12 protein-coding genes are annotated in these 15,087 nt (G+C 46.8%); 1 reads left to right on the top strand and 11 read right to left on the bottom strand.

Translation table 11 applies throughout. The annotated features are described in order from the left end of the window. Positions 1–31: 31 nt before the first annotated feature. A complete protein-coding gene (topA, locus tag ACNA7P_RS08275) occupies positions 32–2,740 on the bottom strand; it encodes a type I DNA topoisomerase (RefSeq protein WP_416258152.1) in 2,709 nt (902 codons plus the stop codon). A gap of 390 nt (positions 2,741–3,130) precedes the next feature. On the opposite strand from topA, the gene astB reads away from it, so the two are divergent. After that, positions 3,131–4,468, top strand: a complete 1,338-nt coding sequence (gene astB, locus ACNA7P_RS08270; protein WP_416258151.1) for an N-succinylarginine dihydrolase — start codon at positions 3,131–3,133, stop codon at positions 4,466–4,468. A 55-nt stretch (positions 4,469–4,523) separates the two neighbouring features. On the opposite strand, the gene ACNA7P_RS08265 is transcribed toward astB, so the two are convergent. The 10 genes from ACNA7P_RS08265 to ACNA7P_RS08220 form a co-directional block, all read right to left on the bottom strand. Further along, the gene (locus ACNA7P_RS08265; RefSeq protein WP_416258150.1) at positions 4,524–5,306 is read right to left on the bottom strand and encodes a TraB/GumN family protein; all 783 of its coding nucleotides are present in this window, start codon (positions 5,304–5,306) and stop codon (positions 4,524–4,526) included. Between the two features lie 77 nt (positions 5,307–5,383). Then, entirely contained in the window at positions 5,384–6,895 is a 1,512-nt protein-coding gene (gene purF / locus ACNA7P_RS08260; RefSeq protein ID WP_416258149.1) for an amidophosphoribosyltransferase, read from the bottom strand. 18 nt (positions 6,896–6,913) lie between these two features. After that, on the bottom strand, positions 6,914–7,402 hold the full coding sequence (locus tag ACNA7P_RS08255; RefSeq protein ID WP_416258148.1) for a CvpA family protein: 489 nt from the start codon (positions 7,400–7,402) through the stop codon (positions 6,914–6,916). A gap of 79 nt (positions 7,403–7,481) precedes the next feature. Then, positions 7,482–8,048 (bottom strand): SPOR domain-containing protein, encoded by a 567-nt coding sequence (locus tag ACNA7P_RS08250; protein WP_416258147.1) that lies wholly within the window; start codon positions 8,046–8,048, stop codon positions 7,482–7,484. Positions 8,049–8,083: 35 nt separating this feature from the next. After that, positions 8,084–9,346: a bifunctional tetrahydrofolate synthase/dihydrofolate synthase gene (folC, locus tag ACNA7P_RS08245; protein WP_416258146.1), complete on the bottom strand. Its 1,263-nt coding sequence runs from the start codon at positions 9,344–9,346 to the stop codon at positions 8,084–8,086. Positions 9,347–9,355: 9 nt separating this feature from the next. Next, positions 9,356–10,234, bottom strand: coding sequence for an acetyl-CoA carboxylase, carboxyltransferase subunit beta (accD, locus tag ACNA7P_RS08240; RefSeq protein ID WP_416258145.1), 879 nt, complete (start codon positions 10,232–10,234; stop codon positions 9,356–9,358). Positions 10,235–10,346: 112 nt separating this feature from the next. Then, the gene (gene truA / locus ACNA7P_RS08235; protein WP_416258144.1) at positions 10,347–11,138 is read right to left on the bottom strand and encodes a tRNA pseudouridine(38-40) synthase TruA; all 792 of its coding nucleotides are present in this window, start codon (positions 11,136–11,138) and stop codon (positions 10,347–10,349) included. A 9-nt stretch (positions 11,139–11,147) separates the two neighbouring features. Beyond that, complete coding sequence (locus ACNA7P_RS08230) at positions 11,148–12,404, bottom strand: FimV/HubP family polar landmark protein (protein ID WP_416258143.1); 1,257 nt, start codon at positions 12,402–12,404, stop codon at positions 11,148–11,150. A gap of 116 nt (positions 12,405–12,520) precedes the next feature. Next, complete coding sequence (locus ACNA7P_RS08225) at positions 12,521–13,537, bottom strand: aspartate-semialdehyde dehydrogenase (protein WP_416258142.1); 1,017 nt, start codon at positions 13,535–13,537, stop codon at positions 12,521–12,523. Positions 13,538–13,665: 128 nt separating this feature from the next. Beyond that, positions 13,666–14,799: a 4-phosphoerythronate dehydrogenase gene (locus ACNA7P_RS08220; protein WP_416258141.1), complete on the bottom strand. Its 1,134-nt coding sequence runs from the start codon at positions 14,797–14,799 to the stop codon at positions 13,666–13,668. Between the last annotated feature and the right edge of the window lie 288 nt (positions 14,800–15,087).

Raw genomic sequence — 15,087 nt, 5'->3', positions numbered from 1 at the left:
TTAAACTATCTACGTGCTTAACCTGCTGTGCCTACGCTTTCTTCTTTGCACGCTTTTTAACCACGTTCTTGGTTGTTTTACTCACTGCTTTTTTGGTGACCTTTTTGCTAGAAGCGCTTTTACCCTCTTCCACAATCCAGCCGCCATTTTCATAGTGTGCTTGCCAACCAGTTGCTTTGCCATTTTCTTCGGTCATAACGTACTGTTTTTTATTTTTCCGGCTATACCGAACTACCGCATCTCGCCCATCTTTATCTTCGGCTGGTGCCGCAGCAAGATAATGGAACTTCTCTGGTAAGCGATCTTTAAAGCGCTGCAATTCTTTCACTGTTACCGCACGGGTTTCCCGGGATCTTGGGAAGGTGCTTGCCGACATAAAAATCCCTGATGCCCCATCACGCAACACAAAGTATGCATCTGATTGCTCACAAGGTAATTCCGGCAAGTGCACTGGATCTTCCCGAGGTGGCGCCGCTTCACCGCTTTTTAATAATTTGCGGGTGTTCTTACACTCATCATTGGTACAACCAAAATACTTACCAAAACGGCCTGATTTCAGTTGCATATCACTACCGCAACGATCACATTCGATCAATGGGCCATCATAACCCTTAATTTTAAATGTACCCTTTTCGATCAAGTAGCCATCACACACTGGATTATTACCACAAACATGTAATTTGCGGTCTTTATCAAGTAGATAAGAATCCATGGCTGTGCCGCATTTTTCGCAGCGCTTTTTCGCACGCAAGGCTAATGCTTCCGCCTCACCATCATCGTCTTCAGAAACTTTTACTGCTTCTTCACCGGACACAAGATTGAGGGTTTGCGTACAACGTTCTTTCGGAGGCAAATTGTACCCAGAACAGCCCAAGAATACCCCAGTAGAGGCCGTGCGAATGCCCATATTGCGGCCACATTTCGGACATGCAATATCGGTTTCAACCATTTGATTAGCACGCATGCCACCCGCATCTTCAGGCTCTTCTGCAGCTTCCAAACGATCTTTAAATTCGTGATAGAACTCGTCTAGAGCCGTTTTCCAATCTTGCTTGCCTTCGGCTATATCATCTAAACGCTGTTCCATCTCAGCGGTAAAGTTGTAACTCATTAGATCTTTGAAGTTCTCAGTAAGCCGATCTGTTACGATTTCACCCATTTTCTCGGCATAAAAACGTCTACTATCCACCCGAACATAGCCACGATCTTGAATCGTGGAAATAATCGAGGCATAAGTTGATGGCCGGCCAATACCGCGCTTTTCAAGTTCCTTCACTAATGAGGCTTCACCAAACCGTGCTGGCGGCTTGGTGAAATGTTGCTGTGGGTCAAGAGCAACAAGTGCGAGCTCCGCCCCTTTTTGCAGATCTGGTAATGGAGTATCTTCAGCTCCTTTGCGGCTCATTGGCGGTTGCACCCGTGTCCAACCATCGAAACGCATCACTCTACCGCGTGCTTTCAGTTCATAATCATCTGCTTGCACAGTGATAGTAGTGGCATCATATTTCGCTGGCATCATCTGGCAGGCAACAAACTGGCGCCAAATCAGCTCGTACAAGCGCTCCGCATCGCGCTCCATGCCATTTAACTTGTTAGAACGAACATTCACATCAGATGGGCGAATCGCTTCGTGAGCTTCTTGTGCGTTCGATTTTGAGCCATAGAAATTTGGTTTCTCAGGCAAATAGGGTTTGCCGTACTCTTTCTCAATAAAATTACGCAATCCACTTAATGCATCTTGGCTTAAGTGAGTTGAATCGGTTCGCATGTAAGTAATGTAACCTGCTTCATATAATCGCTGCGCCATCATCATGGTTTTCTTCACCCCAAATCCTAAGCGCGTACTGGCAGCTTGTTGCAGGGTGGAGGTAATGAATGGTGCCGAAGCTCGGCTCGACGTTGGCTTATCTTCTCGATCGGCAACTGTGTAACGAGCATTTTCTAACGCTGCAACCGCTGCCATCGCTTGCGCTTCATTTACCGGCTTGAACGCAGTTCCCTTATGCCGGGCAACTGCGAAGCGTACTTGATCTTGCTGGGCCGCCAGATCAGCGTGAATATCCCAGAATTCTTCCGGCACAAAGGCTTTAATTTCTCGCTCGCGTTCTACTACTAAACGCACAGCTACCGATTGCACACGCCCAGCAGAAAGACCGCGAGCTACCTTTTTCCATAGTAACGGGGAAAGCATGAAACCAACAACCCGGTCTAAAAAGCGGCGGGTTTGCTGCGCATTAACGCGGGAAATATTTAATTCTGCAGGTTCAGAAAATGCCTGTTGGATTGCTTTTTTGGTAATTTCATTAAATACCACTCGTTGATAACGATCGTCGCTGCCACCAATTAGTTCACGTAAATGCCATGCAATCGCTTCCCCTTCGCGATCTAAATCCGTTGCGAGATAAACGCGGTCGGCTTTCTTGGCTAAACTTTGTAATTCCTTTACTACCTTTTCTTTGCCCGGCAGCACTTCGTAATGCGGCTCCCAGCCATGCTCAGGATCGATTCCCATGCGTGATACTAAATTCTGATAATCGCGCCTTTGCTTATATTTTGCTTTTTCCTCAGCCGACATATTGCGCACTTCAGAAGGCGATTTCGTTGGGGCCTTACTGCCGCTTTTAGTTGGCAGGTCTCGAACATGACCAACACTCGATTTCACAATGAAATCAGAGCCAAGGTATTTATTGATCGTTTTCGCTTTTGCGGGGGATTCGACAATTACTAGCGCTTTACCCATGAAGTCGGTTATCTCTTTTTTATGCTGCAAATGATTAGATACGTAATTTGGCTTCTGTATAAACCTTCAAACACAATATTTCAAGAACTCTGCGCAATTCACTTACAAAATGCTTTGGCAAACATACGCCAGAATCGTGTAAAACGATTACTGGTAAGCAAATCCACAGTGGCTTCCTTTTTTAAAGATATATAGGGAATGGCGACAAGAAACAACCCACAATCGTGAAACAGCTTAAAAACAAACTGAAACTGCATACTTAAGCAAAACCTCATAGAACTCGGCAAGACCCTCGCCAAGACAGGGTTTCAACCTGGCCAAGGATGCGTATAATGGCCACATTCTCAGCACCAAGTAATACCAAAAAATATCAGGGAGCGTTCAATACCCATGCAACATTTTGAAGTGAACTTTGACGGTTTAGTTGGCCCAACCCACAATTATGCAGGCCTTTCATTCGGTAATGTTGCCTCATTGAGCAATGCAAAAAGTAGTTCCAGCCCAAAATCAGCTGCGAAGCAAGGGCTTGCCAAAATGAAAGCATTGCAAGCAATGGGCATGGTTCAGGGCGTACTAGCACCGCAGGAGCGCCCTGATATTTATGCACTTCGCCGGCTTGGTTTTCAGGGCAGCAACGAGCAAGTATTGCGCAAGGCAGCCGCGGAAGCGCCAGCTATTTTCCGAGCCTGCTGCTCCGCCTCAAGTATGTGGACCGCTAATGCAGCAACTGTATCACCAAGTGCCGATACTATGAGTGGCCGTGTTCACTTTACACCAGCCAACTTAACCAATAAATTCCATCGCTCCTTAGAGCCGCAAACAACAGGCCGTATTTTGCAGGCCATGTTTGCCAATTCACGCTATTTTGAACATCATCAACATTTGCCAGACAATGAACACTTTGGTGATGAAGGTGCCGCTAATCATACGCGGTTTTGCCATGAGTATGGCAACGCCGGCGTAGAGCTATTTGTATACGGCCGTTACGCTTTTGATAGCAGTAAGCCAGCACCACAACAATACCCTGCGCGGCAAACCTACGAAGCTTCCGCAGCCATTGCTCGCTTGCATGGCCTTAGCGATGAGAATGTTGTGTTCATGCAACAGAATCCTGCCGTAATTGATCAAGGTGTATTCCATAACGACGTGATTGCAGTGGGCAATCAAAACGTGATGTTCTATCACGAACAAGCATTTTTGCATGAGCAGCAAGGTTTCGCGGAGCTTGAGGCGAAGCTTGGCCAACCAATGCACTTCATTAAGGTGCCAACCAGTGCTGTAAGTGTTGAAGATGCAGTAAAAACCTATTTATTTAATACCCAATTAATTACCCTTAAACCCGGCCACATGATTATTATTGCGCCTACAGAGTGCGAAGAACACCCGGGAGTAAAAGCGTACTTAGAAAGCCTAATCGCCGGTAATACGCCGATTAAAGATGTACGTTTCTTTGACGTAAAACAAAGCATGCGTAACGGTGGTGGCCCTGCATGCTTAAGATTACGGGTTGCCCTTAATGACCAAGAGTTAGCCGCCGTGAATCCACATGTAATTCTTACCGATGCGCTGTTCTCGCGCTTAAATCAATGGGTAGATAAACACTACCGTGATGAACTTTCCAGCGATGATCTTATTGACCCGAGCTTACTGGATGAATCACGCACCGCACTTGATGAATTAACGCAGATTTTACACCTAGGATCGGTATATCCGTTTCAACAGGATTAATATTCCCATAAAAAAACCGGGCGTTAGCCCGGTTTTTTTACTTTAAAATTGGCGTTCACTGTGCAGCTGTAGAGTAGTTTTTAATTTCTGCGCCAGCATCTTGGAATAACTGCAATAAGCCAAACTCATCACCTAAGTGAGCTGCGCCCACCGCAATCATACGAATAGCCGAATCAGTTTCATCTAACATCGTTTGCAACCTCGCAAACCAAGCCAAATTGCGCTGCCATAAAAGTGCCTCAAGCTGGCGTTCATTCATACTATCACGCACCAGCAGCATAAGTTCTTGTAAATCCCCAGCCCGCCAGGCATCAGCCAACATAGTGATTTCAGCTGCTCCGTTGTGCAATGATTCCAGTAATTCTTCAATCGCTTCTGTAACGGATTGTTCATTGCCAGTTCGCAACGCATCAATTTGGTTTTGTGCTGTTTCAAAGCCAAACATAGGTGTATTCTGCGCAACCGCCCATTGTATCAGTTGTGCTTCCGAACCGTATTCAACATCAAAGCCTTCGGTTAACGCTAATTGCATTAACACCATAATCTCCATTAGCCATGGTTCCAGATTATTAAAGGCGCCAGCTACAATGCCATGCTCGGATAAGGAAGTTTCAAAACGCTGCCAAAGCTCAGGCTCAACCTGAGAGGATAAAGTGGTTGCAGACGCACCTTGCTGAAAGAGTAACAATGCAGCGCGTTGCAGCTCATCTGGTGAGAGTTCAAACCACACCTCTGCACTCTCACTAAAGGCTTGCTTACTCTGCTTGGATAATTGCATATCAGGCTCGCCAATATGAATTGTTCCAAGCACCCACCATTGTTGTTCTCCATAACTCACCTTATACAGAACCTCTGCATAAGTAGGTGTGCTAAATAAAACAACTAGGAGTAAAGCAAATGCTTTCACAAAACCCATTAATCGCCCTCATTGTAGAGCTCTGGATTGGTACTCTCTTGGTCATCTTCCGCTCTTGCAGTGTCGTTTCGTGCTGCATCGAGCCGATCAAGATACGCTTGGTTAATATCACCCGTTACATATACACCATTGAATACCGATGTTTCGAACTCTTTAATGTTAGGGTTTTCTGAACCTACTGCGGCAATTAAATCGCTGAGCTCCTGATAAATAAGACCATCTGCTTTAATAATCGCCGAGATCTCATCTACTTCTCTACCATAGCCAATCAATTCATTCGCGCTTGGCATATCAATACCAAACACATTTGGGTAACGAATTTCCGGCGCCGCAGAAGCAAAGTACACTTTGTTCGCGCCTGCTTCACGAGCCATTTCAATAATTTGTTCAGATGTAGTGCCACGTACAATAGAATCGTCAACCAGCAACACGTTCTTACCCTTAAACTCGGCACCAATCGCATTTAGTTTACGGCGCACTGATTTACGGCGCTGAGTTTGCCCAGGCATGATAAATGTGCGGCCGATGTAGCGATTTTTTACAAACCCTTGGCGGTAGGGAATGCCCAATACGCGAGACATCTCCAGCGCGATATCACAGGCGGTTTCCGGAATCGGAATAATCACATCAATATCTAAGTGAGCAAAATCACGTTGGATTTTTTCGCCCAACTTACGGCCCATGTTAATTCGGCTTGCGTACACAGAAACACCATCAATAAATGAATCCGGACGTGCAAAGTATACATATTCAAAAATACAAGGGTTGTGCACTGGGTTGGCCGCACATTGCTGGCTATAAAACTCACCTTCCTCAGTAATATAGATGGCCTCGCCCGGCTCTACATCGCGCTCATACTTGAAGCCAGTACCATCAATAGCCACACTTTCTGAGGCCACCATATATTCGGTGCCTTGCGGTGTTTCCCGCTTACCGAGCGCCAATGGCCGAATGCCATGCGGATCACGAAATGCTACCAGCCCGTGGCCAATAATAACGGCCACAACGCCATAGGCACCGCGTACTTGTTCGTGAACTCGGCTAATTGCACCAAACACATCATCTTTGCTTAATTCAAGCTGCTTTGTTTCCATAAGCTCATAAGCAAAAATATTCAGTAATATCTCGGAATCTGATGACGTATTAATGTGCCGGCGAGCCTTCTCGAACAATGCCGCCTGCAGCTCTGCAGCATTAGTAAGATTACCGTTATGCGCCATAGCAATACCAAACGGCGAGTTAACGTAGAACGGTTGCGCTTCAGCAGAACTGCTAGTTCCGGCCGTTGGATAGCGCACGTGGCCGATGCCCATATTACCGCTCAAACGACGCATGTGGCGCGTATGAAAAACATCACGCACCAGGCCGTTCGATTTACGTAGGCGCAGCGTTTGGCCATCAATCGTCATGATACCTGCAGCATCTTGTCCCCGATGCTGCAGCATCGTCAAACCATCGTAGAGCGCTTGATTAATTGGTTGATTCCCTACGATCCCGACAACACCACACATGCTAAACCCTCTTGATATTTACTCCGGCTGTAAAAAGCTCGAAGTATTTTGCAAATAGTCAAAGAACCACTGAATATAAATACTGAAATGCGGAATTAATGTTGAATTGGCCCACCATTCATTTTGGGCGATGGGTGTAAAAGAATCGGCAAAGAATAGTAAAGCGCTTACGATCAGCACACCACGCAAGGCGCCAAAGATTGAGCCCAAAACACGATCTGTTCCGGTTAAGCCAGTTTTTTCAACCAGCTGCCCCATTATGTAGGTAACAAGAGCGCCTACAATAAGCGTGGCTACAAATAGAATGGCAACGGCTACACCGTTGCGAACCATCATATCGTTGATACCCGAGAGGTGCACACCGAGGTTTGCATAAAATTGGCTAGCGATAAAAAAGGCGGCGATCCACACGCCCAAGGAAAGCGCTTCACGAACGAAACCGCGCACGAGGCTAACTAAGATAGAGAGTGCTATCAAAGCTAAAATTGCGTAATCAATCCATTCCATATTATTCACCCGAATGGCAGGAATTTGCGCGGCATTCTATCAGAAACACAACGTATTTGTCCGCAGTTAATTTCGCCAATTACTGCTCCGCTGGTCGATATTCAACAACTCTGCCGCTTAGGCCTGATAGCTCTTGCAACTCGGCTAGTTGGCGCTGTAATTTATCTGCATCTACATCGGGCCCTACCATCAACAGCGTAAGCGTATCACCACTACTATTGAGTGCTTTGCGGCTATATGCTGGGTAACCTGCGCTACGTAACTCGGTAACAATTTCAGCTACTCGCTCAGCATTGCGAAAGGCACCTAATTGAATAACCCAGCCTTCGCTCAATTCTTGTGCAGAACTTTCACTTGTGGCTACTGGTGCGCTGGTGCTTTCTGGGGCTACGGATGCTTCTTGCGGCTCTTGCACTTGCAACGAATCTTCGTTAATAACAATCGCATTCCGCTCTGAGCGTTCACGGAAATCGCTGGGGAAATCTGGGTATTGGATTTCGGATTCAGAAGCAGGCCGTAATGGGCTTACCTGAAAATCCTCCTCGGGCACATAATTCTTTCCCGATAATAAATCAGGAAGAATAATGACAGCCAAGGCAAACACAATTAAGGTACCAATAATTCGATTTTGTAATGCACTAGCCACTACGATTACCCCTATTCACTACACTTGAACTGTTATCAACCTGCAGTAACAACATCCTGTACCGCTGCTACTGTTAAAAACGAACCAAAGCATACTATAACACTATCTTTGCTGGCGTCAGCTGTTGCCTGTGTAAACGCTTCGGCAGGAGTAGTAAATAATGTGCATTCACTTGCTGCTGGCAAGGCGCCAGCGAGTTGTTCTGCGTTAGCACCTCGCTCACCTGGAAGGCTCGCCAAGTACCAATGCTTAACGAGCGCTTGCAGTGCCGCTAGTGTGGCTTGGTGATCTTTATCCCTCAGCATGCCGCATACGGCATAAATAGGTTGCTGTGGAAAGCGGATGGCCAGTTCTTGCGCTAAATAGCTGGCCGCTTGCGGATTATGCGCAACATCAAGAATAACCGTAGGCGCACTAGCAACCTGTTGCATTCTGCCGGTTAACGTTGCCGTTTGCAGACCTTTTATAACGTGCTCTCGATTAATCGTTAACCCACTCAACTGCATAGCCGCAAGAGCTGTAATTGCATTCACGAAAGGTAGGCTTGGCAACGGAAGATTTTTCCAAGTATCAATTGGGCCTATAAAATCAAACTCGCGTTCACTTCGTGCAGCGGAAAAATCTTGATTCACGCAAGATAATTGCGCACCAATTGATTTGGCATGCTGCAGTAATCGTTGGGGAGGCTCTGGTTCACCGCATATTGCTGGCTTTGCGGCACGAAATATACCAGCTTTCTCAAAACCGATATCTTCGCGGTTATCACCAAGAAACTCGATATGATCAATTCCTACGCTGGTAACAATCGCAACATCAGGTTCGATAACGTTTACTGCATCTAATCGGCCACCTAAGCCAACTTCCAAAACAATAACTTGAGGTTGCAGCTGCTGGCACAACCAAATAGCTGCCAACGTGCCAAACTCAAAATACGTTAAGCTGATTTCGCCGCGAGCTTGTTCAATCGCATGAAACGCCTGTGCATGTTGCGCCGCATTCAGTTCAGCACCATTGTAGCGCACACGTTCTTCGTAACGATGGATATGCGGCGAGGTATAACAGGCAACTGAATACCCAGCAGCAAGTAAGATTTGTTCTAGGTAACGTACTGTTGAGCCTTTACCATTGGTTCCAGCTACAGTGATCACGGTGGCCGCAGGGGTAAGCATCTGCAGCTTTTGCGCAACAGCTTGCACGCGGGTTAGGCCCATATCAATCGGCCGATGGTGGATATTCTCGAGGTATTCAAGCCACTGCTGCAGGCTCCATTGAGCCTGCATTTCAGAAGTGATGTTCAAAGGTTACGCTCACTCTACTGGCGATTCTAGTTCCGCGTTTACCGTAGGAAGGTTTTGCAGTTTAGTGAGAATACCTGCTAACCGATCTCGCATTTCGCGACGATCAACAATCATGTCAATAGCGCCATGATCAAGCAAGAATTCTGCTCTTTGGAAGCCTGGTGGCAACGTTTCACGCACCGTTTGCTCAATTACACGCGGGCCAGCAAAACCAATCAATGCATTTGGCTCGGCAACGTTAATATCGCCTAACATCGCCAAACTTGCAGAAACGCCACCCATCGTAGGATCGGTTAACACTGAAATGAACGGAATACCTTCCTCACTCATTTTTGCCAGTGCTGCAGACGTTTTTGCCATTTGCATTAATGAAAGCAACGCTTCTTGCATGCGCGCACCACCCGATGCAGAAAAGCACACCAAGGGAATTTTTTGTTCCAAGCAAACTTCGGCGGCTTTCACAAAACGAGCGCCCACCACAGAGGCCATCGAACCACCCATAAACTTAAATTCAAAGGCAGTAACACAAATCGGCATTCCTTTAAGAGAGCCGCTCATGGCTACTAAGGCATCTTTTTCACCGGTTTGCTTTTGCGCTGCGGTAAGGCGATCTTTATACTTTTTGGTATCTTTAAACTTTAAGCGATCTTGCGGCTCAAGTTCGGCACCCAGCTCTTGCCGGTTCTCAGCATCTAGGAATGCATCTAAGCGTTCACGGGCAGATAGCCGCATATGATGGCCGCATTTCGGGCACACGTGCAGATTACGCTCAAGATCGGCGCGGTATAAAATCGATTCGCAACCTTCACATTTACTCCAAACTCCCTCTGGAATATTCTTCTTTTTACTTGATTGCGGTTTCGCAAGAATTCGTTCAATCCAGCTCATAAGAACTCAATCTCTCCCGATGCTTAATGCATCGTTTAGGTTAAATCACCGGTATCGGGTGCATATTAAAGCACAAACTGCAGCGATAGTGCAGCAACAAGTGGTCTAAGCACTAATCCTGGGTCGGTAAAAATAATGGTCCCAACGGGCTTTTCGGTATTCCGCACTGCTCTGGGTAATGCACTTTTACTAAATATAAACCATGTGGCTTTGCCGTAGCTGCAGCTAAATCACGGTTGCGCAGGTGCAATAGTTCTGCCAACCAAGTTTCCGGCTGTTCGCCTTTGCCGATCAGCAACAATGAGCCCACAATATTACGCACCATGTGATGCACAAACGCATTCGCTTGTATATCCACCACCACATAATCACCCAGCCGCTCTACATTTACAAAATGTACATTGCGAAAAGGGGTTTTCGCTTGGCAGTGCGATGCCCGAAACGAGGTGAAATCTTGCTCACCCACCAGCGCCTGCGCTGCTTTGTGCATCCGATCAGCATCTAAGGGATAAAAAATATGCGTTACACCGCCATTGAGAATACCCGCTCGCAATGGTGAATTATAAATAATATACCGATAGCGGCGAGCTGTGGCGCTAAAGCGAGCATTGAAATCATCGCTAACACTCGCCTGCCAACGCACCGCGATATCGTTCGGCAGCTTTGCATTCGTGCCAAGCGTCCACGCGCGTTCATCACGCACTGCTTGGGTATCAAAATGCACCACTTGGCCGGTAGCATGAACCCCCGCATCTGTTCTACCAGCACAAGTTACTGTAATAGGTTCAGCGGCTAAGCTGCTCAATGCCTTTTCTAACCGTTCTTGTACGCTAGGTACTTCTTGTTGACGCTGCCAGCCATAATAATTCTGGCCGGCATACTCTACTCCGAGCGCAATTCGCATTATTTCTCTTTATTCCTTACTTTTCTGCTGATTCACTTTCGCTAGTAATTGCTCAGCTTCTTGCTGTAACTCGGCATCGGCCATTGGCATTACTTCTTCAAGTGCCGCAGTGGCTTCATCGAACTCGCCCATTTCTAGGTAAGCGCGCGCCAAATCAATTTGCGCCGCCAGCTCTTCCCGCGCAGCTTGTTCAGCCTCTTCCGGTGTTTGCCCTGGGTCGATATCACTATCCGCATCAGCATCGGCTTCCGCTTCATCAATAATTTCATCGATATCACGAAAATCCGTTTTGTTTACTGCAGTAGTATTTGCGCTATCACCTGCATCGTTCTGATCAGCGCTGGCTTCTTCTTGCTTTTCTGCTTTAGCAGCAGATGTTTTACTATCGGCCAAGTACCGTGCCGCAGCTTTCGGATAAGGAGCATCATCTACGCTATCTTGTTTGCGACGCTTACCGAACAGAACCGCCGTTAATAAAATTAAGATCACCAACGCCAAGATAGCGAGCAGCCATCCTGTTTGCCCCTGCTGTTGCCAATACTGGGAAACCTTGCTGGTAACAGATGCCGTGCGGTTTTGCTCTATTTCTCTTAATTCTTGTAGCGCAGCAACGGCGCTATCTCGGCTTTCTTGCGCAGACGTAAGCTCTACCTCAGCGCGTTCCAACTGTTGTTGTACCTCATCATAGCGAGATTGCCAATCCGCTAATTCATCTTGCAAGCGCCCTACTCTAGTTCGCTCTTCAGCAAGTTCACTTTCCGCTAAAGCTAGCTCCTCAGATTTACGGGTAAATTCTTCATCAGTAAAATCAAAAGCAATTTCGGTTAGTGAACCACCAAGCTTAGGAATCATTCGTTTGCGCGCATTCTCAGCATGGGTTGCGCGAATTTGGTTTGCTGTTGGTAACGTAAGCATCACGCCAACAGGCAACACATTGATTTCATCATCAACTACCACATCCAAATTCAAATCAACGATGGCAGCCATAGTTTGATAAATGCTAACGCTACGGTCTGGATGAATTCGGTTTGCGATCACCCAAATCGTATCGGCTCGTGTTGTGGGGCCATATTGATTGGCTCTTACCTCGGCGGAACTGGCTGGCTGCGCGGTTTCCTCTGTATCGCTAAGAGCTAACGCTTGGGAATTGAATGCGCTAGCCGCGATCATCGATGCCAGCAACACGACACAGCCGAAGCTGGCGAACTTGTGCTTAACGAACCTTGCGGTTGTATTATTTTTACCGAGCGGCTGTTTATTGTTCATTTTTTATTTTCCCGCTGATTATTTTTCGCTGATGAATGAAACATAAATTGTGAGTTAACTAACTTATATCGAAGTGGATTAAATTAAAACAGCTTTAATCCACCCGATACCCGTGCTCACCAATAATCACGTATTAGGTGCTCGGCAATTTGCACACTGTTGGTTGCCGCGCCTTTGCGAATGTTATCGGCAACAACCCACAAATTTAAGCCGTTAGGATGAGTATAATCTTTCCGTACTCTACCTACATACACTGCATCATTGCCAGATGCTTCACTTACTTGTGTAGGGAACTCTGCATTTTGCTCACGGAATTCAATGCCTTCGGCTTGCGCAAGAATGGCTTTCACTCGATCCACATCAACTGGCAAGCGAGTTTCTAAATGCACTGCTTCTGCATGCCCGAAGAACACCGGAACCCGCACTGCGGTTGCGTTCACCATAACCGTATCATCACCAAGAATTTTCTGGGTTTCCCAGTGCATTTTCATTTCTTCTTTGGTGTAATCATTATCAAGAAACACATCAATTTGCGGTATCGCGTTAAAAGCAATTTGCCGGCTAAATTGTTCCGGCTCTGCGGGCAAACCATTTAGCAGTTTTGATGTTTGCTGCGCCAACTCATCCATCGCCGAGGCGCCAGCCCCAGAAACTGATTGGTAAGTGCACACATTAATGCGATCAATGCCAAACTCGTCGTAAATAGGCTTCAGGGCAACGAGCATTTGAATTGTTGAGCAATTTGGGTTGGCGATGATATTCCGATTACGAAACTCGGCAATAGCATGCGCATTCACTTCTGGAACCACCAAAGGGATATCGGGTTCGTAGCGAAATTGGCTGGTATTATCGATTACTACACAACCGGCATCAGCGGCGCGCGGTGCGTAAATTTCCGAAATGCTGCCACCAGCTGAAAAGAATGCTATTTCTACTTGGCTCCAATCGAAGGTTTCCGCATCTTCCACGGTAATCTCTTCGCCACGAAAACTAATATCGCTGCCAGCAGAACGGCTGCTCGCCAAGGGGTATAATTTTTTTACCGGGAAATTACGTTCCTCCAAACACTCAATCATTTGTTTGCCAACTAACCCCGTGGCACCCAACACCGCAACATTTACTTCTATGCTCATTTAAACCCCTCGAACAGATATTGAATTTTCGGCTACTGCCAGAATATGCGCACTATTTTAGCGCTTTTGCGAGAAATATGCAGGGAAATCATCGGGAAATTGCTTACTTCGCGAATCAACAGCATATTCTAAGTAATTCGAAAGCCGAGTTGCTGTAATTGCGCTAGGGCGGTGGGCGAACCACTAATCCGTTGCGCCGATAATTCTCTGCGTAACCGATACTCTTTGCGTAATTGATCAAAGCCCGTAACAGTTAAGCCATGCTTACGAAACTCTCGATCATCCTCGATGATATTATAAACACCATGCACTAATCGGCTGATATCGGTTTGTGCCAGCGGCGGCTGGATATGCTGCGTATCCGCCAAGGCAGGAGGTAATACCGCCTGCTCTTCTATAGGTGCACAACACCAGTTGAAGTGGCGATGTAACGCTGTATACAAACGAAAACTGCCACGAATTTTTCCTTCAACGCTGTGCCCGGCAATATGCGGGGTAGCAATCGCAACTAAATTCACTAAATCGGCGTTCACCTTAGGCTCTTCTTCCCATACATCCAGCACTACATGCAGATCACCGCGCCCCTGCATGCGCTTAAGTAACGGTTGGTTCGCAACCACCCCGCCGCGGCTTGCATTAATAAGAGTAGCTCCAGGCATTAATGCCTCGATTTTAGCCTCATCAAGTAAATGCCAGGTGTTGTCATCCCCTACTTTCGTAAGGGGAACATGACAGCTCACAAGATCAAAGCTGCCAAGCTCGCTCCAATCACTATAGGCCAACGCCACTCCTGCACGCTGTAACGGCGGATCAATGAAAGCTACCTGCATACCTAGAGCTGTTAAGCGCTGCGCTACTTGCATGCCGGTATTACCAGCGCCTACTACCAACGCGCGCTTGCCACGCCAATCAATTGTGGCGCGCTCAGCAACGTACAAGGCAGCACTCAGTACATATTCACCCACAGCTATCGCATTGCAACCAGCTGCGTTTGCAAAACCAATATTGCGCTCGGCTAAGGCAAAGGTATCAACATGATCGGTACCAATGGTTGCCGTGCCCACAAAGCGTAAGTTCGGCGCGCGATCGAGTAGCGCATCATCAATACGGGTAACAGAACGCACCAGCAATACTTCAGCCGCAGCAAGTTGCGCATCGCCGATGCTTCGGCCACTATAAAAACTCAGCTGTTGCTGCTCACCATTACAGGCACCAAATAGCGTATTGGCAGCCGGTAAATTTTCGTCAATTAAAAAGTGCATTGCTCCTCGCAAAACCGATGCTAACTGCTCGATCAAATTCTTGGTGTGTGCCGCAGCGCAGGAAGCGTTGGCATAAAACCGAAGGCCATCATAGTTACAAAAAAACCGCAGTGTTCAAACAATTCGTTATGAATGTTTGAAAAACTACGGTTTTTAACAGTGCTTCGCAACTAAATCAGCGAGCACTTCAGCGAAAAGTAATGCTATTGCCAGTATCTGTGCCCGCGTTCAGCAAAGAACTCTATGCTATTTACTTGGCAAACTTCTTAAACACCAGTGAAGCATTTG

This window comes from Aliidiomarina sp. (assembly GCF_047920995.1).
Taxonomy (GTDB): domain Bacteria; phylum Pseudomonadota; class Gammaproteobacteria; order Enterobacterales; family Alteromonadaceae; genus Aliidiomarina.
Note: the sequence above shows the minus strand (reverse complement) of the source record. Positions and strands in the feature narration are given on the sequence as shown.

Coding starts and splice junctions, on each gene's coding strand:
- ACNA7P_RS08255 (WP_416258148.1), bottom strand. CDS start 7,402: ATGGAATGGATTGATTACGCAATTTTAGCTTTGATAGCACTCTCTATC.
- astB (WP_416258151.1), top strand. CDS start 3,131: ATGCAACATTTTGAAGTGAACTTTGACGGTTTAGTTGGCCCAACCCAC.
- ACNA7P_RS08220 (WP_416258141.1), bottom strand. CDS start 14,799: ATGCACTTTTTAATTGACGAAAATTTACCGGCTGCCAATACGCTATTT.
- truA (WP_416258144.1), bottom strand. CDS start 11,138: ATGCGAATTGCGCTCGGAGTAGAGTATGCCGGCCAGAATTATTATGGC.
- ACNA7P_RS08230 (WP_416258143.1), bottom strand. CDS start 12,404: ATGAACAATAAACAGCCGCTCGGTAAAAATAATACAACCGCAAGGTTC.
- purF (WP_416258149.1), bottom strand. CDS start 6,895: ATGTGTGGTGTTGTCGGGATCGTAGGGAATCAACCAATTAATCAAGCG.
- topA (WP_416258152.1), bottom strand. CDS start 2,740: ATGGGTAAAGCGCTAGTAATTGTCGAATCCCCCGCAAAAGCGAAAACG.
- ACNA7P_RS08225 (WP_416258142.1), bottom strand. CDS start 13,537: ATGAGCATAGAAGTAAATGTTGCGGTGTTGGGTGCCACGGGGTTAGTT.
- accD (WP_416258145.1), bottom strand. CDS start 10,234: ATGAGCTGGATTGAACGAATTCTTGCGAAACCGCAATCAAGTAAAAAG.